This window comes from Cellulomonas sp. ES6 (genome assembly GCF_030053835.1).
GTDB lineage: Bacteria > Actinomycetota > Actinomycetes > Actinomycetales > Cellulomonadaceae > Cellulomonas.
Genome location: NZ_CP125655.1, coordinates 1,664,890 through 1,688,227, shown reverse-complemented (window position 1 = coordinate 1,688,227; position 23,338 = coordinate 1,664,890). Strand labels below are relative to the sequence as shown.

Sequence of the window (23,338 nt, the reverse complement as noted above, 5' to 3'; positions counted from 1 at the left end):
GTCCGTTCGAGGCCTTGATGGCGCAGGTGGGTCCGCCGGAGGTCGAGCTCGAGCCCGGAGGGACGGAGGAGCACGTCGTCCGCTGGGACGTCTACTCGCGCGCACTCGCCGCCGGCCGCTACGCCGGTGTCCTCCGGGCGCTGGCGGACGAGCCCGACGCGTTCCTCGCCCGCGCGGTCGCGTGGGAGCTGGTGGAGCGACCGGAGCACCGCACCGCGGCGATCGACGCCCTGGTGCCCGGACCTCACCGGGACGAGGTCGTGCGGCACGCGGCGGACGCGGGGCTGCGGGACCTCGTCGTCGAGGGCGGTGAGCTGTCCGACGTCCCGGTCGCGGACATGAGCGCGTGGTTGCAGGCGCAGTGCATCGCGTCGACGTCGAGCGAGGCGTTCCTCACGCGGCTCGCACAGGAGGGGGCCCGCAGGAACCGGCACGCGGCGCGCGAACGGCTCCGGCAGGTCACTGGTGAGACCGGTCGCCAGCAGGGGTCCACCTCGTGGGTGGTCCGAGGCGTGGGCGCGGCGATCGGCCCCGGATGGGACGGGGCGCCGGAGGTGAGGGGATGACGCCGGGTCGTGCGCTCGGTGCTGCGCAGGTCGTGGGGCGGGTGTCCGCATCTGCGGAGCCGTGTGCGACGCCAACGGGCGTCCTGGCTCGGGTATAGCGTGCGCGACGTGGCGCTTCTCTCCACCGCGTCGGCCCGCAGGGTCCTCATCAAGGAGCTGGGGGCGCGTCTCGTCGAGGTCGGCTGCGTGCGGTTCGCCGGAAGGCGGATCGGGTGGGGTCTGCCTGACGCTGCGCGTCCGAATGCAGGAACAGGCGTGTGGCTCCAGATCGCGGGTTGGAGCCGAGCTTACGACCTTGAAGGAGTTCCGGCGACCATGGCATCCGCCGTTCGCTGCCAGGTCGGACGCGGTGACTTTGCTCCGGACATGTACGAGCAGATCGTCACTAGGCCCGGATCTATGCCGTCGATCCTCCACATCGTCGAGGGGTCCGCCCGTCGTGCGCTTGCGGAGCATGCGTGGAGCGTGTCTTTCGCCAGGGTGTACGGCCGTGATATCCGGAGCGAAGTGGACTGGCTCTTCACGCAATGGGTGGAGGCCGATGACGCGTTCTTCCCGCTCTCTGACCCGAGCGATGTGGAGTTCTGGGTGGACTCCGTCTGGCCCGATCTCCGGGACTACCGGGTGGACATGCCCGGGCGATCTCCCGTGGTCGGGCCCTAGGGTGGCGAGCGTGAGTCAGCTGTCGACGGCCGTCGCTCGCCGGATACTCGTCAAGTCGCTGGGGAGCCGCCTGGTGGGCGTGGGGTTCGCGCGGTTCGCGGGGAGTCGGATCGGGTGGGGGCTGCCCGATGCCGCGCGTCCGCATGCGGGAACGGGCGTGTGGCTCCAGGTCGAGGGGTGGAGCCGGGCCTACGGGATAGAAGGGGTTCCCGCGACTGCAGCGTCCACGGTCCGTTGCGAGGTCGGACGCGGCGACTTTGCGCCCGACATGTACGACCGGATCGCCACTCGGCCTGGATCGATGCCGACGCTTCTGAACATCGTCGACGGGTCGACTCGCGCAGCGCTTGCGAAGCATGCGTGGAACGTGTCGTTCGCCAGAGTCTTCGGCCGTGATATCCGGGGTGAGGCGGACTGGTATCTCACTCAGCAGGTCGAGGCTGACGACGGGTTCTTCCCGCTCTCTGACCCGAGCGACGTGGAGTTCTGGGTGGACTCCGTCTGGCCTGATCTCCGGGACTACCTGCGGTCCCTGGACGCCTCCGCCTGAGCTCCGTCTGATGAGGGGCTGTTCTCGGTCTCCGCGAGGAACGTGGGCGTGCCGGCGCACCCCGGCCCGCGCCGACCGGGCGAAGTCCCGCAAACGCCTCAGCCCCTCCGGGCCGCGTCCGATGGGCTGGGGTGAGCGGCACACGGACGGGCCGCCGCGGCGCACTCCGCCGCAGACGCACCACCAGGGACGGGAACCGCTGTGATCATCGTGACGCGCCTGAACGGGGCCCAGTTCGGGGTCAACCCGGACCTGCTCCAGCGCGTCGACAGCGCTCCCGACACCATCCTGACCCTCATCGACGGGACGAAGTACATCGTCCGGGAGTCGATGGCCGAGGTCATCGCGCGGGTCAACGAGCACCGCGCGCAGCTCCTGGCCCGCGCCCAGGAGATCCAGGCCGCGCCGTCGCCGGCGGTCGAGCTGGTCCGGGACGCCGACGAGGCGCCGGCCGGTGACGACCCGGGTGACGAGGGCGACGGCCCGCTCGCCGACCCTGTCCCCCTGAGACCCAGGAGCCGCTGATGGATCCCGCCGGCTTCATCGGGCTGGTCGTCGCCTTCGGTGCGATCTTCGGCGCCCTCATCATGGAGGGCGCCGACCCGATGTCGATCTTCCTTCCCGCACCGCTGCTGCTGGTGTGGGTCGGCACGATCGGCGTCGGCATCGCCGGGCACACGGTCAAGGACGTCATCGAGTCGTACAAGGCGGTGCCCCGGGCGCTGATGAGCAAGGTCCCGGACCCGACGACGACGGTCGACACGCTGGTGGAGCTGGCGGACCGGGCGCGGCGCGAGGGCCTGCTGGCGCTGGAGGACGCGGCGAAGGACATCGACGACCCGTTCCTGCGCGGCGGCCTGCAGGCCGCGATCGACGGCACGGACCCGGACGACCTGCGGATGATCCTCGAGGACAAGATCGCGACCAAGCGGACCCGCGAGAAGACGCACGCGAAGTACTTCCAGGACATGGGCGGCTACGCCCCGACGATCGGCATCATCGGCACGGTCATCTCCCTGGTGCACGTGCTGGAGAACCTGTCCGACCCGTCGTCGCTGGGCCACTCCATCGCCGCGGCGTTCGTCGCGACCCTGTGGGGCATCCTGTCCGCGAACGTCGTCTGGCTGCCGCTCGGCACCCGCATCAAGCGGTTCTCCGACCTGGAGTGCGCGCAGATGGAGGTGACCCTCGAGGGCCTGCTGGCCGTGCAGGCCGGCGCCAACCCGCGCCTGGTCGGCGAGCGCCTCCGCAGCCTGCTGCCGGACACGCCCGCCGCGAAGGAGGCGGCGTGAGCGGCCACGGCGGGCGCGGCCGGAGCCGGCGCGGCGGGGGGCACGACGAGGAGCACGTGAACCACGAGCGCTGGCTCGTGTCGTACTCCGACATGATCACCGTGCTCATGGCGCTGTTCATCGTGCTGTTCGCGATCAGCCAGGTGGACCAGCAGAAGTACGTGCAGCTGCGGGCGTCCCTCGCGGCGGGGTTCGGCGACGGCTCGGTGAACCAGTCGGTGCTGGACGGCAGCGACGGCACGATGGACGGCCTGACGCCCGCCACGGAGCAGCAGCCGGACACGAGCACGGCCGGCATCGTGAGCGCCGACGAGGGCCTCGGCCTGCAGGCGTCCGACCCGTCCCCGGAGGCGGTGAAGGACCCCGCGCAGGTCGACGCGTCCACCCTGGCGGCGGCGCAGGCGGAGGCCGCGCACCTCGACGAGGTGAAGCAGCACATCCTCGCCGCGCTCGGCTCGGCGGGCCTGCAGGACGCCGTGCGGTTCCGGATGGACGAGCGCGGGCTGGTGCTGGGCCTGGTGGCCGACGACGTGTTCTTCGCGCAGGGGTCGGCGCAGCTCACCGCCACCGCGATGCAGGTGCTGGACCTCGCGGCCCCGACCCTCGTGGGCCTGCAGGAGCAGATCTCGGTCGAGGGGCACGCGAACACCGTGCCCATCTCCGGCCGGTACGCGACCAACTGGGAGCTGTCCTCGGACCGCGCCACCCAGGTGCTGCGGCACCTCGTGGAGAGCGACGGCATGCCGGGCAACCGCATCCAGGCGGTCGGCTACGGCGACACCCGCCCCCTGGTGCAGGGGAGCGGCGACGACGCGATGACCGCCAACCGGCGGGTCGACATGGTGATCCTGAGCGCGGCCCCGGAGGCGGTCCGCGCCCTGCTGCCCGCGGTGGCAGCCGGAAGTGCGACGGGAGGGTGAGGACGAGATGCCCATCGAGCAGCGTGTGATCGGCGGCGGCCAGAAGATCGGCGGCGGTCAGAAGATCGGCGGGTCCAAGGACGCCCCGGCGCCCGAGCCGGAGGAGCCGAAGAAGAAGAGCAAGAAGATGCTGGTCGTGATCATCGCCCTCGTGCTGGTGGTCGGCGGCGGTGCGGCGTACTTCTTCCTGTTCGCCAAGGGCGGCGGCGACGCGGAGCCGGCGGCAGAGCCGGAGCCGGTGCCGGGCGCCGTCGTGGCCGTCGAGCCGATCAGCCTGAACCTGGCCGACGGGCACTACCTGCGCCTCGGCTTCGACCTGCAGCTGACCGAGGAGGTCGGCGAGGAGGCTCCCGACACGGGCAAGGCGGTGGACGCCGCGATCGCGCTGTTCTCCGGCCGGTCCGTGTCGGAGGTCAGCGACCCGGAGAAGCGCGAGGAGCTCAAGAAGAAGCTCCTGCACCAGGTCGAGGAGCTCTACGAGGGGGAGGTGATGGACCTCTACCTGACGAACTACGTCACGCAGTGAGGGGGAGCGCGGCGACGCGCCTCCCTCCGGCCGGGACCCGGGCCAGCAGCGTCCGGGGCCGGTGAACCACGGCGCCACGGAGGGCGCCACATCGCTCCGCAGCACGACGGCCCACGACGGGCCGAGGGCGGAGGAAGTTCCGGGCACGACCCCTCACATCACCCGTTCGCGCGCCGATGAGGGTGGGCGTGACGGTCCACACCCAGGGTCAGCCCCCTGCGCGCTCGCGGCGGCGGACGCACGTGCCCGAGCCCTACGACTTCCGGCGCCCGATGACGATGGCGCGTGAGCACGCCCGCGTCCTCGAGATGGCGTTCGAGACCTTCGCCCGGCAGTGGGGCAACCAGCTCACCGCCCGGCTCCGCGCGATGGCGCAGGTCACGCTCGACGGGCTGAGCCTGACGTCGTACGACGAGTACGTCCGCACCCTGCCCGGCACCACGGCGATGATGCTGTGCACGATCGAGCAGACCCGGCAGACCGCCGTCGTGCAGGTGCCGGTGAGCACCACGATGGTCTGGATCGACTTCCTGCTCGGCGGCCCCGGCAGCGGCGACCCCCGCGAGGACCGCGAGCTGACCGAGATCGAGCTCACCCTGCTGCGCGGCGTCATGCAGGCCGCGCTCGGCGACCTCGGCTACGCGTTCTCCGCGCTGGCCCCGCTGGACGTCACGTTCCGGTCCGTGCAGTACAACCCGCAGTTCGTGCAGGCCGTGCCGGCCTCCGACGCGGTGCTCGTCGCGACGTTCCAGATGCGCGTCGGTGAGCGCGAGGACCTCGCGACCGTGATGTTCCCGGCGGAGCTGCTGCTGGCGGCCGTCCGCCAGGCCGACGGCTCCACCGGCCGGTCGCTGGAGGACCAGCGCGCCCACGAGGTCGCGCTGGCCGACCTGGAGGCCGCCGTCGAGGAGGTCCCCGTGGAGGTGGCCGTGCGGTTCGCGCCGGTCGTCGTCCGCCCCCGTGACGTGGTCGACCTGGCGGTCGGCGACGTCGTGCCCCTGTCCCACCCGTCGTCCCAGCCGCTCGACGTGGTGGTGGACGGCGTCGTGCTCGCCCGAGCCGCCGCCGGGAACAACGGCTCCCGCCTGGCCTGCATGGTCGTCACCGTCGAGGAGAAGCCCTGATGAACGCCCCCACCGCCGAGACCACGGACGCCGCGGTCGCGCTCGCCGCGGCCACCGCCGCCGCCCGGCTGCTGCCCGCCGCCGCGCCCCTCGTGCCCGCGCCCGCCCCGGCGGGTGCCCGCCCCGACCCGGCCGCCCTCGCGGTCGTCGCGTCGTTCGTCGGCCCGAACAGCGCGGACCTCGTGCTCGTCGCCGACGCGGCCGTCAGCGAGGCGCTCGCCGCCGGTGCGCCCGACGGCAGCCCGCTGGACCTCGCCGCCGCCCTGCGCCCCGCGCTGGAGGCCGCTGTCGCCGAGCTCGGCGCCGGCGTGCTCGAGGCCGCCCGCACCGAGCCGGTCGCGACCGCGCTGCCCGCGGACGCCCACCTGGTGGCGCTCACCACGGACGACGGCGTGCAGGCCTGGTTCGCGCTGCGGCTGCGCACCGAGCCGACGCCCCGCACGCCCGGCGTCCCGACGCAGCGCGCCAGCCTGCAGGTGCTCTACGACGTGGAGATGACCCTGACCGCCGAGCTCGGCCGCACCAAGCTGCCGGTCCGCCAGGTGCTGGAGCTGACCCCGGGCGCCGTGCTCGAGCTGGACCGCGCCGCCGGCAGCCCCGCCGACGTCATGGTCAACGGCCGCCTCATCGCCCGCGGCGAGGTCGTCGTGATCGACGAGGAGTTCGGCATCCGCATCACCGAGATCGCCCGGGGCGAGGACGGCGCCCTCTGATGGACTCCGTCGTCCTGGGGCTGCGCGTCCTCCTGGCGCTGGCGTGCGTGATCGGGCTCATCTGGGTCCTCGCGCGCCGCGCCGGGTGGGGTGCGCGCCGCCGTCCCGCGGGCCCGGCGGTCGAGGTGGTGGGGCGCCAGGCGCTCGGCCGCCACGCCGGCGTCGCGGTGGTGGCCGTCGGCAACCGCCGGCTGCTCCTCGGGTACGGCGAGCAGAACGTCACGATGCTGACCGAGCTGGCGCCCGCCCCGGCCGAGGCCCCCGCCTCCCCGGCGACGACCGCGCCGACCGCCGCGGACCGCGCGCCGGTCACGCTCGGCTCGCTCGCCGCGGCCGTGCTGCCGACGCCCCGGCGTGCGCGGGCCGCCCGGCCCTCGGCGACCTCGCCCGCGGTGCCGGCGTCGCCCGCGGTGCCGCCCGCGCCCGCGTCCGCCGCCCCGCAGGTGCCGTCCGCACAGCCCGCCGCCGGGTCGGCCGAGCAGCGCGAGCGCGTGTTCGCCCAGGCCCTGGCCACCGCGAGCAGCGCCCCCGCGCCGACCGCACCGACCGCGCCGACCGCGCCGACGACCCCCGGCTCCGTCTCCGGCCCCGCGCGCGACGCCGCCGCTGCCTCCGCCGCGTCGGCCGCCGCCGCCCTCGCCGCCGCCGCGGCGATCCCCGTCGAGCCCGTCGGCAGCGAGCCGGTGCCCGGCCTCGCCGGCCTGGAGGTCGCCGAGGTCGACGCCGCGCGGCTGGAGCTCGCCGCCCACCCGGCGGAGGCCACCGGTGCCCTGCACGGCTCCGTGCTGGCCCCGTCCACGTGGAAGCAGGCCGTCGCGGCGCTGCGCGAGCGGACGGTGCGCCGGTGACCACCGACCTGCGGGTGCGTCCCGCCGCCGTGCGGCCGGCCCTGACCGCCGCCCCCACCACTCCCCGCGCCCCCCGCCGCACCTGGCCGCTCGTGCTGGCCGCCGTGCTGGCGCTCGCCGTCGTCCTCGTCGTGCTCGGCTCGGGCGTCGCGCACGCCGCGCCGGTCCCGCCGGACGGCCCCGCCGCCCCCACCGGCCCGGCCGACCCCTCGGGCGGCGGCGAGGTGTCCGTCGCGATCAACGGCGTCAACGGCTCGCCGAGCAGCTCGATCGTCGTGCTCATCGGCATCACGCTGCTGTCCGTCGCGCCGGCGCTGCTGCTGATGATGACGGGCTTCACCAAGATCTTCGTGGTGCTGTCCCTGACCCGGAACGCCCTGGGCCTGACGACGGTGCCGCCGAACCAGGTCATCGCGGGCCTCGCCCTGTTCCTCAGCCTGTTCGTCATGGCGCCGGTGCTGTCGGACGTCAACCAGGACGCGGTGCAGCCGTACCTGGACGGCAGCATGGACTTCCAGACCGCGCTCGACGCCGGGTCGGCGCCGATGCGCGACTACATGCTGGGACACACCCGGGAGGCCGACCTCGCCCTGCTGACGCGGGCCGCGGACCAGCCGAACCCCGAGGACCCGGCGTCCGTGCCGATGCTCACGCTCATCCCGGCGTTCATGCTCTCGGAGCTGCGCTCGGCGTTCATCATCGGGTTCGTCATCTTCGTGCCGTTCCTCGTCATCGACCTGGTCGTGTCCTCGGTCCTGATGAGCATGGGCATGATGATGCTGCCGCCGGTCATGGTGTCCCTGCCGTTCAAGCTGCTGCTGTTCGTGCTGGTGGACGGCTGGGGCCTCATCGTCACCGCCCTCGTGGGCGCGGCGTCGGCGGGGGGTGGCTGATGGACACCGCGGCCGTCCTCGACATCGGGCTGGACGCCCTGATCCTCACCGCGAAGCTCGCGGCGCCGGTGCTCGTCACCGCGCTGGTCGTCGGGTTCGCCGTGTCCCTCGTGCAGTCCGTGACGCAGATCCAGGAGGTCACGCTGTCGTTCGTCCCCAAGGCGATCGCGGCGGCCGTGGCGCTGCTGGTGTGCGGGAACTGGATGATCTCGGAGCTCGTGTCGTTCACGCAGGAGCTCTTCGAGCGCATCCCCAGCCTGCTCGGGGGCTGACCCGGGATGGACGTCACGCTCTCCCTGGCGGCCGTGCAGACCGCGATGCTCGCGGGCGTCCGGTTCGCGGCGTTCTTCGTGGTCGCGCCGCCGTTCGCGCACCGCGGCATCCCGGGGACGGTCAAGGCGATGCTGTCGGTCGGCCTCGCGCTGGCCGTCCTGCCGCGGCTCGACGTCGTCGCCACCACGTCGACGGGGGAGTTCGTCGGGGCCCTGGTGCTGGAGGCCGTCGTCGGCGCCGCGCTCGGGTTCCTGGTGTCGCTGGTGTTCGCGGCCGTGCAGGCGGCGGGCAACCTCATCGACCTGTTCGGCGGGTTCCAGCTCGCGCAGGCGTTCGACCCGCAGAACATGACGTCCGGCGCCCAGTTCGCCCGCCTGTACAACTGGACGTGCCTGGTGCTGCTGTTCGTCTCGGGCGCCTACCAGGTGCTCATCGGAGGGCTGGCCCGGTCGTTCGACGCCGTGCCGCCGGGGGCGGGCCTGGACCTCGCCGCGCTCGCGTCGGTGGCGACCACCGGGCTGACGCAGATGTTCCTGGCGGCGCTGCAGATCGGCGGACCGCTGCTGGTCGTGCTGTTCCTCACCGACGTCGGCCTGGGGCTGCTCACCCGCGTGTCGCCCGCGCTGAACGCCTTCGCGATGGGCTTCCCGCTGAAGATCTTGATGACCGTGACGTTCGCCGGCTTCGCGTACCTCGCGATGCCCGGCGTCATCGACGACCTGGCGGGCCGCGCGCTCGAGGCGATGCTGGGGGTCGCGTCGTGAGCGGCGGCGGGGACAGCGGGGAGAAGTCCGAGAAGGCCACAGCCCAGCGGATGAAGCAGGTCCACCGGGACGGGAAGCTCTCCCGGTCCCAGGACCTCACCGCCTGGGTCGGGCTGGCTGCCGCGGCGATCATGCTGCCCGGCACCGCGAGCCGGGCGGCCGACGCGGCGTTCGAGCAGCTCGGGTCGGTGCGCGAGGCCATCGCGTCGCCCGACGCCGGCACCGTCACGCAGCTGCTCGGGGACGGCCTCTGGTCGGTCGTCGGCACGATCGGCCCGATGCTCGCGGTCGTCGCGGGCGTCGTGATCGCGGTCGCGGTCGCGCAGGGCGGCGTGCACGTCAAGAAGTTCAAGCCGAACGTGCAGCAGTTCAACCCGGTGTCGGGCGTGAAGCGGCTTTTCGGGGCGCACGCGTGGTGGGAGGGCGCCAAGACGCTGCTCAAGACCGCCGTCGTCGGCACCGTGCTGTACCTCGCGGTGCAGGCCCTCGTGCCGCAGCTCATGGGCACCGGCCGCATCCCGCTCGCGCACATGCTCGGCGTGGCCGGGTCCGGCGTGAAGCAGCTCCTGGTGTGGGGCGTCTCCGCGGGCGTGCTGCTCGCGGCGGTCGACCTGCTCGTCGTCATCCGCCGCAACCGGAAGCAGACGCGCATGTCCCGCCAGGAGATCAAGGAGGAGAACAAGCGCACCGAGGGCGACCCGCTGGTCAAGGGGCAGATCCGGTCCAAGCAGATGGCGATGAGCCGCAACCGCATGATGGCGGCCGTCGCCGACGCGGACGTCGTGATCGTCAACCCCACCCACGTCGCCGTCGCCCTGAAGTACGTGCCGGGCACCGGCGCGCCCCGCCTCGTCGCGAAGGGCGCCGGCGCCGTCGCGGCCCGCATCCGCGCGCAGGCGACCGAGCACCGGGTCCCGATGGTCGAGGACGTCCCCCTGGCGCGGGCGCTGCACGCGGCCTGCGCCGTCGACCAGGAGATCCCCGCGTACCTGTTCACCGCGGTGGCCCGCGTGCTGGCGTTCGTCATGCAGCTCAAGCGCCGCGGCGCCGCGATGGGCCGCCACACCATGCCCGGCGGCTCCGTCGCCCCGGACGACGTCCCGACCACCGTCGCCGCCGCCCGCCGGCGGATGCGTGCGGAGAAGGCCGCATGACCCGGCCCCGCCTGCCGATGACCAAGGGAGGGGACCGCCGTGCGCCGTGCCCTGCCGATCGTGTCCGCCCCGCCGACCGACCCGACACCCCCGAGGACCTGTGATGAAGAACCGGCAGATCTCGCAGCTCGCCGTCCCGGTCGGCGTCGTCGGCATCGTCCTGCTGCTCGTCGTGCCGCTGCCCGCGGCGATGCTCGACGTGCTCATCGCCGTCAACATCACGGCGTCGCTCGTCATCCTGCTCACCAGCATGTACGTGCAGCGGCCGCTGGACTTCAGCGTCTTCCCGTCGCTGATCCTCGTGTTCACGCTGTTCCGGCTGGGCCTCAACGTCGCGTCCACCCGCCTGGTGCTGCGCGACGGCTACGCCGGGGCCGTCATCGACGCGTTCGGGCACTTCGTGGTCGGCGGCTCGCTGGTCATCGGGCTCGTGATCTTCCTGATCCTCGTGGTCATCCAGTTCGTCGTCATCACCAACGGCGCCGGGCGCGTCGCGGAGGTCGGGGCCCGGTTCACCCTCGACGCGATGCCCGGCAAGCAGATGGCGATCGACGCGGACCTGAACTCCGGCCTCATCGACGAGGACACGGCCCGCAAGCGCCGCGCGGACGTGGCGGCCGAGGCGGACTTCTACGGCGCGATGGACGGCGGGTCGAAGTTCGTCAAGGGCGACGCCATCGCCGGCATCATCATCACGCTCATCAACCTCATCGGCGGGTTCGTCATCGGCATGGTCCAGATGGGCCTGTCGATGCCGGAGGCGCTCGAGCGCTTCAGCCTGCTGACCATCGGCGACGGGCTGGTCACGCAGATCCCCGCCCTGCTGCTGTCGGTGTCCACCGGCATCGTCGTGACCCGCGCGACCGCCGAGGGCGACATGGGCACGGCCGCCTCCAAGCAGCTGCTGCAGTCCCGCACGGCCCTGATGATCGCCGGCTCCGGCGCCCTCGCGCTCGCGCTGCTGCCCGGCATGCCGAAGCTGCCGTTCGTCCTGGTCGGCGCCGGCCTGCTGGTGGTCGGGCAGCGCCTCAAGGCCACGCAGGCCCGGGAGGCCGCCGCCGCCGAGCTCGCCGCCGCGTCCACCGCGACCGCCGCACCCACGAGCAACGACACGCCCGAGGCGCTCATCGAGCAGATGCGCGTCCACACCCTGGAGATCCTGCTGGCGCCCGACCTGGTCGACATGGTCGGCAACGGCCCGGACCAGGACCTGCTGCACCGCGTCCGGGGCCTGCGCCGCAAGATCGCGATGGAGCTCGGCATCGTCGTGCCCCCGGTCCGCACCCGCGACTCCGTCGACCTGCCGCGGTCCACCTACGTCGTGCGGATCGCCGGCGTGGAGGTCGGCCGCGGCGAGGTCCCGCCCGGGCGCATCCTGGCGCTCGGCGACGACCTGGCCGCCCTCCCCGGGCAGGCGGTCGTCGAGCCCGTCTTCGGCCTGCCCGGCAAGTGGGTGGCCGCCGAGCTGCGGCACGCCGCCGAGATGGCCGGGGCCACCGTGGTCGACCGGGTGTCCGTGCTCATCACGCACCTCGGCGCGATCATCACCGCGAACGCCCCGCGCCTGCTGGGCCGGGAGGACGTCCGGGTGCTCACCGAGGGCGTCAAGCAGGTCAACCCGTCCGTGGTCGAGGAGCTCGTGCCCGGGCTGCTGTCGCTCGGTGAGGTGCAGCGCGTGCTCCAGGGGCTGCTCGCGGAGGAGGTGCCGATCCGCGACCTCGGCCGCATCTACGAGGCGCTGACGCTGCGCGCGAAGGTCAGCACCGACCCGGAGGGCCTCGTCGAGGCCGCCCGCGGCGCGCTCGGCCCGGCGCTGTGCGCGCAGCACGTGCAGGACGGCGTCCTGCGCGTGCTCACCCTCGACCCGGTGTTCGAGCAGTCGCTCGTCGAGTCGCTGCGCCCGTCGGACAGCGGCACGCAGGTCGTCACCGACCCGAGCCGGCTGGAGGCCATGCTCGAGCGGCTGCGCGTGGCCGTCACGGACGCCGAGGCGACCGGCCGGTCCGTGGTGCTGGTCTGCGCGCCCGCGCTGCGGCCCGCCCTGCGCAAGGTGGTCGTGCTGGGCCTGGAGCGGCTCCCGGTGCTGTCCTACGCCGAGGTGACCGGCGGAGGGGTGCGCATCGAGACCGTCGGGGTGGTGAGCGGTGCCCACGCGATTGCTGCTTGAGGGTGCCGACCTCGCCGAGCTGATGGTGCACGTGCGGGAGGAGTTCGGCCCCACCGCGCGCATCGTCCGCGCCGAGCGGGTGCGCAGCGGCGGCATCGCGGGGTTCTTCGCGCGCGAGCGGTACGAGCTGACGATCGACGTGCCCGACGCGGCGCCGGTGCCCACCGCCGGGCTGCCGCGGCGCCGTGGGGCCGGGCAGGTGGTGACCGCCGGGGGCATCGACGCGCTGCTCGCGGCGGCGGACGCCGGGGACGCCGCCCCCGACGGCACGCTGGTGCCGTCGCCCGCCGTCCCCGCCGGGCTCCCCGAGCAGCGCGCGCCGCGGGTGTCGACCGGCGAGCAGGCGTTCGCGTCCGTGCTCGAGCAGATGCGAGCCATGACGGGCCTGCCGCCGGAGCACCACCTGGAGGTGGCGCCCGAGCCGGTGGCCGCGGCCGAGCGGACGTTCGAGCCGCTGGGCGTGCCCGCCGCGTCGGTGGCGCCCGCTGCGGCGCCGGCGGTGACGGGCGCGTCGTCGCCGGCGGGTGCGGCCGGGCCCGCGCCGGCCGGCGGGGCGCCCGGTGGCTCCGCGCCCGACGCCACCCCCGAGGCGGCGACCCCCGTGGCACCCGGCGTGCCGCGCGCCGTGCTCGCCGAGCTCGGCGTCCCGGCCGAGATGCTCACCGGCGACGGCCCCGTCGAGCTGTCCCGCCTGCTCGCGGCCGTGCCCCCGCCCCACCTCTGCCGCGCGACCCCGGCACCGTGGTCGTCGTGGCGGGCCCCCGGCGGACGCCACGCGCGTCGCGGACCTGCTCGCCCTGCGCACCGGCAGCACGACGGTCGTGGCGGCCGGCGACGCCGAGCCCGTCGGCGGCGGACGCCGGCTGACCACCGCGACCGCCGCGCAGCGCTGGCGCGCCGAGCACCACGACCCCGACGGCGTGACCGTCGTCGCGCTCGGCGTGCGCCCGGGCCGCGTGCGCGAGGAGTCGGCGGCCGAGCTGCTCGCGGCCCTCGCGCCCGACCAGGCCTGGGGCGTCGTCGACGCGCGCAGCAAGCGCCGCGACTGCACCCGGTGGATCGCCGCGGTCGGCGCGCGGCGGCCCCTCGACGCGCTCGCGGTCGGCGGGCTGTTCGACACCAGCGAGCCCGGGACGGTGCTCGGGCTCGGCGTCCCGGTGGCGTGGATCGACGGCGTGCCGGCGTCTCGCGTCGCGTGGGCGGCCGCCCTCGCCGAGCACCTCCCCGAGGGCACGACCTGGGCCTGACCCGGGGCTCCGCGTCCGGGCAGCGGCGACGGCCGGCGCGGGGACGGCGGCGCGGTCGGCGTGGTCGGCGGGTTGACGGCGTTGGGATGGCGGCGCGGTCGGCGCGGGCCGGTGGGGTGGCGGGCGCGGGGACGGCGGCGCGGTCGGCGCGGGCCGGCGGGGTGGCGGGCGCGGGGATGGCGGCGCGGCCGGAGTGTGCACCACGGCGCGGTCGGCGTGTGCACCGCGGCGCGCGCGGGACGGCGGGCCGGCCGGCCGGCCGGTGGCGCACTGCGGGTAGGCGGTCGGCGGGCGTGGGCGGGGTGGCACCGCCCGGGTCGCGACGTCGCCGTCGACGACGTGCCGCGCGCGGGTGCCGGGCGCTTGCGTGCGGCGGGTAGGGTCGGCGCCATGCTGGTGCTGAGCAGGCGGGTCGGGGAGCGACTCGTGATCGGGGACGACATCGTCGTGACCGTGATCGAGGTGCGCAGCGACGGCGTCCGCCTGGGCATCGACGCCCCGCGCTCCGTGTCCGTGCACCGCGCGGAGGTCCTCGAGGCCGTCACCGCAGCCAACGTCGCCGCGACCGACGCCGGCGACGACGCCGTCGAGTCGCTCCGCGGCCTCATCCCGCCCACCCCGGAGGACCCGGAGCAAGGCCCCCGCCGCCCCCGCTGACCGTCCCGCCCCCGCGCTTCGCGCCCGGCCGGCTGCGCCGGCCAGCCGCGCCGCGGGTCGCGCCCGCCGGCCGCGCCGAGAGGCCAGGACACGCCGGCGCCGGACCGGGATCCCGGGCGTGTCCTGGACTCTCGGCGGGTCTGTGCTCGCGCGGGAGCGCAGAGCTGCGTTCGCGCGCGGCCTCGTCCGTGCCGGCTCCCGGGCGGTGAGAAGCCAGGACACGCGGGCGGCGGGCCGAGATCCCGGGCATGTCCTGGACTCTCGGCGGGGTGGTGAGCCACGGGGGCTGCCGGGGGAGTCCTGGGGCTGCGCGTGAGTCCTGGGGTCGCGTGAGCCCTGGGGCTGCGGGGGAGTCGTGGGCTGCGCGTGAGCCGTGGGGCTGCGCGTGAATCGTGGGGCTGCGCGTGAGAGAGGGGCTGCGGGGAGTCGCGGGCTGCGCGGGAGTCGTGGGGCTGTGCGGGAGGTCGTGGGGTTGTGCGGGACGGGTGAGGGGGAGTTCACCCCGTCCGACGGGGGTCGCGTGGCGGAATGCCTCACGCAGCGGTGCTCGCCGCCGATCCTCACGTCAGACGGTGCACCCGCGAGGAGGCTGCAGTGGAGGACATGGACGACATCGTCCGCGAGTTCCTGGTCGAGAGCCACGAGAACCTCGACCAGCTCGACCAGGACCTGGTCGCGCTCGAGAGCGAACCCGGATCCCGGGCGCTCATCGCGAGCGTGTTCCGGACGATCCACACGATCAAGGGGACCAGCGGGTTCCTCGCGTTCTCCCACCTGGAGCGCGTGGCGCACGCCGGCGAGAACCTGCTCGTCGAGCTGCGCGACGGTCGCCGCTCGATGGACCAGGCGACGACGGACGTGCTGCTGCGGCTCGTGGACACGATCCGCGAGATCCTGCGCGCCATCGAGGCCGAGGGCGGTGAGGGCGCGGTGGAGATCGACGCGGTGATCGCGGCGATCGAGGCCATCCAGGCGACCGACCCGTCCGCCGCCCCGGCGCCCGTCGCCGAGACGCCGGCCGCGCCCGCGGCAGCGGTCGAGCCCGCGGAGCCCCGCGCCCGCCGCGCCCGGGCCCGTGCCCGCCGCGGAGGCCGCCGCCCCGCAGCCCGGGCCCGCTGCGCCCGCGACGCCGTCCGAGCCGGCCGCGCCCGCGGCGCGTGCCATCGGCGAGTCGCCGTCGGCCCCGTCCACCCCGTCCGCCGTGGCGCCGACCCCGGTGCCGGAGCCCGCCCCCGCGGCCCCGGCACCGGCCCCCGCGGCCCCGGCACCGGCCGCCGCCACCCCGGCACCGGCCGCCGCGACCCCGGCGCCGCCCGCCGCGGCAGCCGCCGAGGGTCGGCACCCTCCGGGGCGGCGCCGCCGACGCGTCGATCCGCGTGGACGTCGACCTGCTCGACGCCCTCATGCGGCAGGTGGGCGAGCTGGTGCTGGCCCGCAACCAGATCAGCCGCCTGGCCACCGGCACGGACGACGTGGACCTCGCGCGGTCCGCGCAGCGCCTCAACCTCATCGCCGGTGAGCTGCAGGAGGGGGTCATGAAGACCCGCATGCAGCCCATCGAGCACCTGTGGTCGAAGATGCCGCGGATGGTGCGTGACGTCGCGGCGGCGTGCCACCGCGAGGTGCAGCTGGAGCTGTCCGGCGGCGACACCGAGCTGGACCGCAGCCTGCTGGAGGCCGTGAAGGACCCGCTGACGCACCTGGTGCGCAACGCCGTCGACCACGGCATCGAGTCGGCCGCTGACCGTGCCGCCGCCGGCAAGCCCGCGAAGGGCGTCCTGGCGCTGCGCGCGTACCACGCGAGCGGTCAGGTCGTCGTGGAGGTGGCCGACGACGGCCGCGGCATCGACCCCGACAAGATCGGCGCGAAGGCGGTCCAGAAGGGCCTGCGCACCGCGGACCAGGTCGCCGTCATGAGCGCGGCGGACCTGCTGCAGCTGCTGTTCCTGCCGGGGTTCTCCACGGCGGAGGTCGTCTCGAACGTCTCCGGCCGCGGTGTCGGCATGGACGTCGTGCGGACCAAGATCGAGTCGATCGGCGGCGCGGTGGACGTGGAGTCCGTCGTCGGCCGGGGCACGACGTGGCGGCTGCGCATCCCGCTGACGCTGGCGATCATGCCGGCGCTGACGGTGGAGTGCTCCGGGGACCTGTACGCGATCCCGCAGGTGAACCTGCTGGAGCTCGTCGCGCTGGACTCGCAGCGCTCGGAGTCGGGCATCGAGCACATCCACGAGGCGCCGGTGTACCGGTTGCGCGGGAGCTGCTGCCGCTGGTGTCGCTGTCCTCCGTGCTGGAGGTCGGCGGGGAGCGCCCGGACAACGCGGTCATCGCGGTGGTGCAGTCCGACCACCAGCGGTTCGGGCTGCTGGTCGACCGGGTGCTGAACACCGAGGAGATCGTGGTCAAGCCGCTGTCGGCCCGTCTCAAGGCGATCGGCGCGTACGCCGGCGCGACGGTGCTGGGTGACGGGCACGTCGCGCTGATCCTCGACGTGCAGGCGATCGCCCGCCGCGCGCTGGCCGGGGAGCTGGACGCCGCCGCGCGTGACGCGCACAGCAGCAACGCCGCCGGGCTGGCCCACGAGGTGCAGCAGGTGCTCGTCGTCGGGATCGGCGGCGGCCGGCGGCAGGTCGCGATGCCGCTGGCGTCCGTGGCCCGCCTGGAGCACGTGCAGGCCGAGCAGGTCGAGTACGTCGGCGGCCGCGAGGTCGTGCAGTACCGCGGCACGATCCTGCCGCTGGCGCGCCTGGACCGGATCCTCGGCGCGTACGGCGAGGAGGACAGCTCCGAGCTGCTGCTGGTGGTCTACAGCCGTGCGGGACGCAGCGTCGGCCTGGTGGTCCGGGAGATCGTCGACATCGTCGACGACGACTCGGCGCGGCACTCCGACATCGAGGACGCCGGCCTGGTCGGCTCGACGGTGCTCGGCGACCGCGTGACGGAGCTGCTGGACGTGCGGCGCGCGATCCTCGCCGCCGACGCGGCGTTCTACGACGAGCGGAGCGAGCACCGCTCCACGTTCGACGACGTCCCGACGCAGGTCGCCGGGACCGAGCTGGTGGGAGCCCTGCGATGAGCCAGTACGTCACGTTCTCCCTGGGCGGCAGCCTGTACGGGGTCGACGTCACGCGGGTGCAGGAGGCGCTGCGGTCGCACGTGCGCACCCGCGTGCCCCTCGCCCCGCCGGGGGTCGCCGGGCTGGTGAACCTGCGCGGTCAGGTCGTGCTGACGGTCGACCTGCGCCCGCGCCTGGGCCTGGAGGCGCTGGGCGAGGACGCCGAGCCGATGATGGTGGTCGTGCAGGTGGCCGGGGAGCCGGTGAGCCTGCTGGTCGACGAGATCGGCGACGTGATGGAGGTCGGTCCGGAGACGTTCGAGGCGCCGCCGGAGACGCTCGACGCCGCGCTGCGCCCGCTGATCCTCGGGGCGCACAAGCTCGACGGCCGGCTGCTGCTCGTGCTCGACGTGGACCAGGCCACCGCGGCCTGACGGTCCGCCGCACCGCGCCGCGGGGCGCCCCACCCGGTCCGCCGGGAGGGGCGCCCCGCGCGCGTTCCCCGGCTGACGAACCGGTTCACCCGGCCGGGCGATCACACGGACGGCCAGGTGGTCGATGAGGCGTCAGGAACCCCCGGTCCGTCCTGCGAGGAGATCAGCATGTCCCAGCCGTCCGCCGCCACCACTCGTCCCCGGCGGGGCTGAGGTCGTCGATCGCCGCGAAGGTGCTCGGCCTGCTGGCCGCGGCCGGCCTCGTGGCCGTGCTCGTCGTGCTGGCCGCCGCCGTGAGCCTGGGGCAGCTCCGGGGCGACGTGCAGGCGTCCGCGGCCAACGTGGCGCAGCTCGGGCAGGTGAGCGACCTGCAGCGCGCCCTGCAGGCCGGGCGCGCGCGGATGGTGGAGTACCCGGCCGCGGCGGACGACGTGCGCGCCGACCTGCGCACCCAGCTCGACGAGTACGAGGCGAGCATCGCCGAGCAGCAGGCCGCCTACGACGACCTCGCGGTGGACGCGCAGGCGTGGGCGGACTTCGACTCGGGCTGGTCCGAGATGGTGCGCCTCGCGGAGGAGGAGCTGTTCCCGCTCGCGGACTCCGGTGACGTCACCGGCGCGGCGGCGCTCTACCGGGAGCAGATCCTGCCGCAGACGACGGTCGCGGCCGAGGCGATCGTCCAGGAGAACGCCGCGGTCGCCGCCGTGGCCGCCGCGAACGCCGAGGACTCCGAGGCGACGGTGTCCCGCACCCTGCTGATCGTGGTGGGCCTGGTCGTGGTGGGGCTGGCCGTGGTGCTGGTGGTGGGCCTGCGGGTCGCGCGCCGGCTGTCGCGGGACGCCCGGGAGGTGCAGCAGGCGCTCGAGGCGATGGCCGAGGGCGACCTGACGGTCCGCGCGGACGTGCACAGCGTGGACGAGCTGGGCGCGATGGCGCGGTCGCTCGACACCGCCCAGGACAGCCTGCGCGGCGTCGTGTCGGGCGTCGCCGAGACCGCGCACACGGTCGCCGCGGCGGCCGAGGAGCTGTCGGCGGCCTCCACGCAGGTGGTCGCGGGCTCGGACGAGACCTCGGCGCAGGCGGGTGTGGTCGCCGCGGCGGCCGAGCAGGTGTCGCGCAACGTGCAGACCGTCGCCGCGGGCGCGGAGCAGATGGGCGCCAGCATCCGCGAGATCGCCCAGAACGCGTCGCAGGCGGCGAAGGTCGCGGCGCAGGCCACGGGCGTCGCGCAGGCGACCAACGAGCAGGTGTCGCGGCTCGGCGTCTCGAGCCAGGAGATCGGCAACGTCGTCAAGGTCATCACGTCGATCGCGGAGCAGACGAACCTGCTGGCGCTGAACGCGACCATCGAGGCGGCGCGGGCCGGTGAGGCCGGCAAGGGCTTCGCGGTCGTGGCGGGCGAGGTCAAGGAGCTGGCCCAGGAGACCGCCAAGGCGACGGAGGACATCGCCCGGCGCGTCGAGGCGATCCAGACCGACACCGGGTCGGCTGTGACCGCGATCGGGGAGATCTCGGAGATCATCGCGTCGATCAACGACTACCAGCTCACGATCGCGTCGGCGGTCGAGGAGCAGACGGCGACGACCACGGAGATGTCCCGGTCGGTGGCGGAGGCGGCCACCGGCTCCGGCGAGATCGCGTCGAACATCACCGGCGTCGCGTCCGCGACCGCCACCTCCTCGCAGACGCTCGGCCAGATGGGCGGGGCGGTCGCCGAGCTCGCGCGGCTGTCGGAGGACCTGCGCGGCCGGGTGTCCCGCTTCACGTACTGACCGCACCGACGACGCGCCGCGCGGCCCCGGGGGTGGGGCGGCGCGGCGCGTCGTCGTGCGTCAATCACCCGCTGCCGGGCTCAGGGGGTGGCGCGTGCGGACGATCGGTGGGGCAGCAGGGGACGGACAGGAAGGACCCACCATGAGCGTCACCACGACGACGGTGTCGACGCCCACGCGGGTGCCGACGGTCGACCGGGTGCCCACCCAGCGCGGCCACGGCGAGCCGCCTGCGTCCGGGCACCGTCCTCGCGGCACCCGCCGCGGCACCGCCTGGTTCGCGAACCGCGGCGTGCGCACCAAGATCATGCAGCTGCTCGCGCTGGTGGTCGTGATGGTCGCGGCCACCGGCACCTTCGCCGTGATGCGGCTGGACGACCTCGCGGCGAGCACCGCGACCGTGCAGGAGGTCAACGCGGACGTCGTGACCCCGCTCGCCGTGGTGCACCAGGAGGAGCTCAAGGCGCGGATGCTCGTCGCCCAGGCGGGCGCGAGCCTGACCGAGACCGAGGAGCAGCGGCAGGCGGCGCTGGACGCCATCGCCGCGACGGACGCCGACCTGCAGGCCGCCGCGGACGCGTTCGAGCAGGGCATCGGTGAGAACGTCGTCGAGGGCTGGGACGACTTCGTCACCGGCTGGGCCGCGTGGACGCAGATCCGCGACGACCAGCTGGTGCCCGCCGCCCTGGACAACGACCAGGTGACGTTCGGCGAGGTGACGCAGGGCGAGGCCAAGGCGGCGCTCGACGGCATGATCGCCGGGCTGGAGACCGCCGAGAAGACGGTCGCCGCGTACCTCGAGTCCGTGGCGGACCAGGCGCACGCCGAGGCGCGCGGTCGAGCACCGTCGTGCTGGTCGTCGTGCTCGTCGCCGGCGTGGCGCTGGTCTCCGCCGTCGGCATGGTGATCGCCGGCATGATCCGGCGCCAGGTGACCGAGGTGCAGCGCGCGGTCGAGGCGCTCGCGGACGGCGACCTGACGGTCACCCCGCAGGTGGACTCCGACGACGAGCTCGGGCGCATGGCCCGGGCGCTCACCCGGGCGCAGGGGAACCTGCGTGGCGCGATCTCCGGCGTGGTGGAGACGGCGCAGACGGTGGCGGCCGCGGCCGAGGAGCTGTCGGCGGCGTCGAACCAGGTGGTGGCCGGCTCCGACGAGACGTCCGCGCAGGCGGGTGTGGTGGCGGCGGCCGCGGAGCAGGTGTCGCGCAACGTCCAGACGGTCGCGGCGGGTGCCGAGCAGATGGGCGCCAGCATCCGGGAGATCGCGCAGAACTCCTCCCAGGCGGCGAAGGTCGCCGGGCAGGCCACCGAGGTCGCGGCGAGCACCAACGACCAGGTGTCGCGGCTCGGCGTCTCCAGCCAGGAGATCGGGAACGTGGTCAAGGTGATCACGTCGATCGCGGAGCAGACCAACCTGCTGGCGCTGAACGCGACGATCGAGGCGGCCCGGGCCGGTGAGGCGGGCAAGGGCTTCGCGGTCGTGGCGGGCGAGGTGAAGGAGCTGGCGCAGGAGACCGCCAAGGCGACCGAGGACATCGCCCGGCGGGTCGAGGCGATCCAGGGCGACACCACGGGTGCGGTGGCGGCGATCGGGGAGATCTCCCAGATCATCGCGAGCATCAACGACTACCAGCTCACCATCGCGAGCGCGGTGGAGGAGCAGACGGCGACCACGAACGAGATGTCCCGCTCGGTCGCCGAGGCCGCCACGGGGTCGGGGGAGATCGCCACGAACATCACCGGCGTCGCCTCCGCGGCCTCCGAGGCCAGCCAGACGCTCAACCAGATGGGCGGGGCCATCGCCGAGCTCGCCCGGATGTCGGAGGACCTGCGCGCGCAGGTCAGCGGGTTCCGCCTCTAGGCCCGTGCGACGAGCGCCCCGGGGAGCCTGCTCCCCGGGGCGCTCGTCGTGCTCCCGCCGCGCTCGTCGACGGCCCGGCACCCGCGCACCGTGCGGCGGAAAGCGCTTCGGTCCCGCCGTGCGCCGCCGATAGGTGGGGCGACCGACTCCGTACCGAAGGGCGACCCGACCACGATGAGCGCGCAGCACGACGCCACCCCCGCAGGCTCTGGGCCGACCGGCCCGTCCTCGTCAAGATCATGACCGCCGTCGCCGTGATGGCGGCCATGACCGCCGTCGTGACGGCCGTCGCGGTCGGCTCGCTGCGGACCGTGCGGGCGGACGCCGCCGAGATGTACGCGGGCAACGTCGTCCCGCTCCAGCAGCTCACGGAGATCCAGCGGTCCTACCAGGGCGACCGCGCCCGCGTGATCCAGTACGGCATCGCCGACGACGAGACCCGCGCGACCCTGCTGCAGGAGCTGACCGAGCGCCAGCAGGACCTGGACGCCCAGCTCGACGAGTACCGGGCGGGCGCCGTCGACGGGGCGCAGGTCGACGCGATCGTCGCCGCGCTGGACGCGTACTACGCGGCCGCGCAGGACACGCTGTTCCCGCTGGCCGACGAGGGGGACGACGCCGGGTTCGCGGCGTACTTCGACGCGACGATCCGGCCGCTGACCACCGCGGTCATGGACGCCCTCCAGGTCGAGACCGCGGCCCAGGGCGAGCAGGCGGAGGCGCTGGCCGCCGAGACCGACGCGGTCGCGGAGCGCTCCGTGCTGGTGACCGTGCTCGTCGCCGTCCTCGGCGCGCTCGCGGCGGCCGCCCTGGCGGTGGCGGTCGCGCGCGGCATCGTGCGCCGGCTCGGCGGGGTGTCCCGCAGCCTGGCCGCAGCCGGGGACGGCGACCTGACCGTGCCCTCGGGTGTGACGGGCGGCGACGAGCTCGGCCGGCTCGCGGTCGACCTCGAGCGCACCCAGCGGAGCCTGCGCGCTCTGGTGGGGGGCGTCGCGGAGACCGCGCACACCGTCGCCGCGGCGGCGGAGGAGCTGTCGGCGGCGTCCAACCAGGTGGTGGCCGGCTCCGACGAGACGTCCGCGCAGGCGGGGGTCGTCGCGGCGGCCGCGGAGCAGGTGTCCCGCAACGTGCAGACCGTCGCCGCCGGCGCCGAGCAGATGGGGGCGAGCATCCGGGAGATCGCCCAGAACGCGTCGCAGGCGGCGAAGGTCGCCGGGCAGGCCACGGAGGCCGCCGCCGTCACGAACGAGCAGGTCGCGCGCCTCGGGTCCTCCTCGCAGGAGATCGGGAACGTCGTCAAGGTCATCACGTCGATCGCGGAGCAGACGAACCTGCTGGCGCTGAACGCGACGATCGAGGCCGCGCGCGCCGGTGAGGCGGGGGCAAGGGCTTCGCGGTCGTCGCGGGCGAGGTCAAGGAGCTCGCGCAGGAGACCGCGAAGGCCACGGAGGACATCGCCCGGCGGGTCGAGGCGATCCAGACCGACACCGGGTCGGCCGTGACCGCGATCGGGGAGATCTCGCAGATCATCGCGTCGATCAACGACTACCAGCTCACCATCGCCAGCGCGGTGGAGGAGCAGACCGCCACCACCACGGAGATGTCCCGGTCGGTCGCCGAGGCCGCCACGGGCTCGGGGAGATCGCCACGAACATCACCGGGGTGGCGTCAGCCGCGGCGACCTCGTCGCAGACGCTCGGCCAGATGGGCGGGGCCGTCGCGGAGCTCGCGCGGCTCTCGGAGGACCTGCGCGGCCGGGTGTCGCAGTTCTCCTACTGAACGCCGGGTGTTCACCCGCGGGACTGCTCCGGTCGGGCCACGTGGCCGCGGGAGCGCTCACAACCGCGGGCCCCCGTC

24 protein-coding genes and 2 pseudogenes are annotated in these 23,338 nt (G+C 74.5%); all 26 read left to right on the top strand.

The features are described from left to right. The first annotated feature begins 17 nt into the window (after window positions 1-17). The 26 genes and pseudogenes from P9841_RS07925 (at window position 18) to P9841_RS07810 (ending at window position 23,260) form a co-directional block, all read left to right on the top strand. The gene (locus tag P9841_RS07925) at window positions 18-566 is read left to right on the top strand and encodes a hypothetical protein (protein ID WP_283321512.1); all 549 of its coding nucleotides are present in this window, start codon (window positions 18-20) and stop codon (window positions 564-566) included. A 108-nt stretch (window positions 567-674) separates the two neighbouring features. After that, window positions 675-1,229: a hypothetical protein gene (locus tag P9841_RS07920; RefSeq protein ID WP_283321511.1), complete on the top strand. Its 555-nt coding sequence runs from the start codon at window positions 675-677 to the stop codon at window positions 1,227-1,229. A gap of 10 nt (window positions 1,230-1,239) precedes the next feature. Continuing rightward, the gene (locus P9841_RS07915; protein WP_283321510.1) at window positions 1,240-1,779 is read left to right on the top strand and encodes a hypothetical protein; all 540 of its coding nucleotides are present in this window, start codon (window positions 1,240-1,242) and stop codon (window positions 1,777-1,779) included. A 201-nt stretch (window positions 1,780-1,980) separates the two neighbouring features. Further along, on the top strand, window positions 1,981-2,304 hold the full coding sequence (locus P9841_RS07910; RefSeq protein ID WP_222171349.1) for a flagellar FlbD family protein: 324 nt from the start codon (window positions 1,981-1,983) through the stop codon (window positions 2,302-2,304). Beyond that, the gene (locus P9841_RS07905) at window positions 2,304-3,071 is read left to right on the top strand and encodes a motility protein A (protein WP_222171350.1); all 768 of its coding nucleotides are present in this window, start codon (window positions 2,304-2,306) and stop codon (window positions 3,069-3,071) included. Before P9841_RS07910 ends, P9841_RS07905 begins: the two co-directional genes overlap by 1 nt. Further along, window positions 3,068-3,991, top strand: coding sequence for an OmpA/MotB family protein (locus P9841_RS07900; RefSeq protein WP_283321509.1), 924 nt, complete (start codon window positions 3,068-3,070; stop codon window positions 3,989-3,991). Before P9841_RS07905 ends, P9841_RS07900 begins: the two co-directional genes overlap by 4 nt. A 7-nt stretch (window positions 3,992-3,998) precedes the next feature. After that, window positions 3,999-4,517 carry a flagellar basal body-associated FliL family protein gene (locus P9841_RS07895; RefSeq protein WP_283321508.1) on the top strand — a complete coding sequence of 173 codons (519 nt, stop codon included), beginning with the start codon at window positions 3,999-4,001 and terminating at the stop codon, window positions 4,515-4,517. A gap of 242 nt (window positions 4,518-4,759) precedes the next feature. Next, window positions 4,760-5,641, top strand: a complete 882-nt coding sequence (locus P9841_RS07890) for a FliM/FliN family flagellar motor switch protein (protein ID WP_283321507.1) — start codon at window positions 4,760-4,762, stop codon at window positions 5,639-5,641. Beyond that, window positions 5,641-6,354, top strand: coding sequence for a flagellar motor switch protein FliN (gene fliN / locus P9841_RS07885; protein ID WP_283321506.1), 714 nt, complete (start codon window positions 5,641-5,643; stop codon window positions 6,352-6,354). The genes P9841_RS07890 and fliN overlap by 1 nt, the downstream gene beginning before the upstream one ends. Then, a complete protein-coding gene (locus P9841_RS07880) occupies window positions 6,354-7,202 on the top strand; it encodes a flagellar biosynthetic protein FliO (RefSeq protein WP_283321505.1) in 849 nt (282 codons plus the stop codon). The genes fliN and P9841_RS07880 overlap by 1 nt, the downstream gene beginning before the upstream one ends. 41 nt (window positions 7,203-7,243) lie before the next feature. Next, on the top strand, window positions 7,244-8,095 hold the full coding sequence (gene fliP, locus P9841_RS07875; RefSeq protein ID WP_283321895.1) for a flagellar type III secretion system pore protein FliP: 852 nt from the start codon (window positions 7,244-7,246) through the stop codon (window positions 8,093-8,095). Next, the gene (gene fliQ, locus P9841_RS07870; protein WP_222171357.1) at window positions 8,095-8,367 is read left to right on the top strand and encodes a flagellar biosynthesis protein FliQ; all 273 of its coding nucleotides are present in this window, start codon (window positions 8,095-8,097) and stop codon (window positions 8,365-8,367) included. Before fliP ends, fliQ begins: the two co-directional genes overlap by 1 nt. 6 nt (window positions 8,368-8,373) lie before the next feature. After that, on the top strand, window positions 8,374-9,132 hold the full coding sequence (locus P9841_RS07865; protein WP_283321504.1) for a flagellar biosynthetic protein FliR: 759 nt from the start codon (window positions 8,374-8,376) through the stop codon (window positions 9,130-9,132). Further along, window positions 9,129-10,286: an EscU/YscU/HrcU family type III secretion system export apparatus switch protein gene (locus P9841_RS07860; RefSeq protein WP_283321503.1), complete on the top strand. Its 1,158-nt coding sequence runs from the start codon at window positions 9,129-9,131 to the stop codon at window positions 10,284-10,286. Before P9841_RS07865 ends, P9841_RS07860 begins: the two co-directional genes overlap by 4 nt. A 103-nt stretch (window positions 10,287-10,389) precedes the next feature. Further along, the gene (flhA, locus tag P9841_RS07855) at window positions 10,390-12,453 is read left to right on the top strand and encodes a flagellar biosynthesis protein FlhA (protein ID WP_283321502.1); all 2,064 of its coding nucleotides are present in this window, start codon (window positions 10,390-10,392) and stop codon (window positions 12,451-12,453) included. Window positions 12,454-13,274: 821 nt separating this feature from the next. Beyond that, a complete protein-coding gene (locus P9841_RS07850) occupies window positions 13,275-13,700 on the top strand; it encodes a hypothetical protein (protein WP_283321501.1) in 426 nt (141 codons plus the stop codon). A gap of 390 nt (window positions 13,701-14,090) precedes the next feature. Further along, window positions 14,091-14,357: a carbon storage regulator CsrA gene (csrA, locus tag P9841_RS07845; protein WP_283321500.1), complete on the top strand. Its 267-nt coding sequence runs from the start codon at window positions 14,091-14,093 to the stop codon at window positions 14,355-14,357. Between the two features lie 603 nt (window positions 14,358-14,960). Beyond that, the gene (locus P9841_RS07840; RefSeq protein ID WP_283321499.1) at window positions 14,961-15,896 is read left to right on the top strand and encodes an Hpt domain-containing protein; all 936 of its coding nucleotides are present in this window, start codon (window positions 14,961-14,963) and stop codon (window positions 15,894-15,896) included. Continuing rightward, window positions 15,779-16,741, top strand: coding sequence for a chemotaxis protein CheA (locus P9841_RS07835; protein ID WP_283321894.1), 963 nt, complete (start codon window positions 15,779-15,781; stop codon window positions 16,739-16,741). Before P9841_RS07840 ends, P9841_RS07835 begins: the two co-directional genes overlap by 118 nt. Further along, complete coding sequence (locus P9841_RS07830) at window positions 16,630-17,433, top strand: chemotaxis protein CheW (RefSeq protein WP_283321498.1); 804 nt, start codon at window positions 16,630-16,632, stop codon at window positions 17,431-17,433. Before P9841_RS07835 ends, P9841_RS07830 begins: the two co-directional genes overlap by 112 nt. Beyond that, the gene (locus tag P9841_RS07825) at window positions 17,430-17,846 is read left to right on the top strand and encodes a chemotaxis protein CheW (protein WP_283321497.1); all 417 of its coding nucleotides are present in this window, start codon (window positions 17,430-17,432) and stop codon (window positions 17,844-17,846) included. Before P9841_RS07830 ends, P9841_RS07825 begins: the two co-directional genes overlap by 4 nt. A gap of 233 nt (window positions 17,847-18,079) precedes the next feature. Next, window positions 18,080-19,618, top strand: coding sequence for a methyl-accepting chemotaxis protein (locus P9841_RS07820; RefSeq protein ID WP_283321496.1), 1,539 nt, complete (start codon window positions 18,080-18,082; stop codon window positions 19,616-19,618). 142 nt (window positions 19,619-19,760) lie between these two features. Next, entirely contained in the window at window positions 19,761-20,525 is a 765-nt protein-coding gene (locus P9841_RS19000) for an MCP four helix bundle domain-containing protein (protein WP_349306944.1), read from the top strand. Next, window positions 20,519-20,617 (top strand): annotated as a pseudogene (locus tag P9841_RS19105) (hypothetical protein); the annotation flags it as partial. The gene P9841_RS19000 and the pseudogene P9841_RS19105, both read left to right, overlap by 7 nt. Window positions 20,618-20,638: 21 nt before the next feature. Continuing rightward, window positions 20,639-21,481 (top strand): methyl-accepting chemotaxis protein, encoded by an 843-nt coding sequence (locus tag P9841_RS07815; RefSeq protein ID WP_502848871.1) that lies wholly within the window; start codon window positions 20,639-20,641, stop codon window positions 21,479-21,481. 239 nt (window positions 21,482-21,720) lie between these two features. After that, window positions 21,721-23,260: pseudogene (locus tag P9841_RS07810) on the top strand (methyl-accepting chemotaxis protein). The last annotated feature ends 78 nt before the right edge of the window (window positions 23,261-23,338 follow it).

Excerpts from the sequence above, each read along its gene's own strand:
- P9841_RS07925 (WP_283321512.1), top strand. The coding sequence starts at position 18 with ATGGCGCAGGTGGGTCCGCCGGAGGTCGAGCTCGAGCCCGGAGGGACG.
- P9841_RS07905 (WP_222171350.1), top strand. The coding sequence starts at position 2,304 with ATGGATCCCGCCGGCTTCATCGGGCTGGTCGTCGCCTTCGGTGCGATC.
- P9841_RS07895 (WP_283321508.1), top strand. The coding sequence starts at position 3,999 with ATGCCCATCGAGCAGCGTGTGATCGGCGGCGGCCAGAAGATCGGCGGC.
- fliN (WP_283321506.1), top strand. The coding sequence starts at position 5,641 with ATGAACGCCCCCACCGCCGAGACCACGGACGCCGCGGTCGCGCTCGCC.
- P9841_RS07880 (WP_283321505.1), top strand. The coding sequence starts at position 6,354 with ATGGACTCCGTCGTCCTGGGGCTGCGCGTCCTCCTGGCGCTGGCGTGC.
- fliQ (WP_222171357.1), top strand. The coding sequence starts at position 8,095 with ATGGACACCGCGGCCGTCCTCGACATCGGGCTGGACGCCCTGATCCTC.
- P9841_RS07865 (WP_283321504.1), top strand. The coding sequence starts at position 8,374 with ATGGACGTCACGCTCTCCCTGGCGGCCGTGCAGACCGCGATGCTCGCG.
- flhA (WP_283321502.1), top strand. The coding sequence starts at position 10,390 with ATGAAGAACCGGCAGATCTCGCAGCTCGCCGTCCCGGTCGGCGTCGTC.
- csrA (WP_283321500.1), top strand. The coding sequence starts at position 14,091 with ATGCTGGTGCTGAGCAGGCGGGTCGGGGAGCGACTCGTGATCGGGGAC.
- P9841_RS07840 (WP_283321499.1), top strand. The coding sequence starts at position 14,961 with ATGGACGACATCGTCCGCGAGTTCCTGGTCGAGAGCCACGAGAACCTC.
- P9841_RS07825 (WP_283321497.1), top strand. The coding sequence starts at position 17,430 with ATGAGCCAGTACGTCACGTTCTCCCTGGGCGGCAGCCTGTACGGGGTC.
- P9841_RS19000 (WP_349306944.1), top strand. The coding sequence starts at position 19,761 with ATGAGCGTCACCACGACGACGGTGTCGACGCCCACGCGGGTGCCGACG.
- P9841_RS07815 (WP_502848871.1), top strand. The coding sequence starts at position 20,639 with ATGGCCCGGGCGCTCACCCGGGCGCAGGGGAACCTGCGTGGCGCGATC.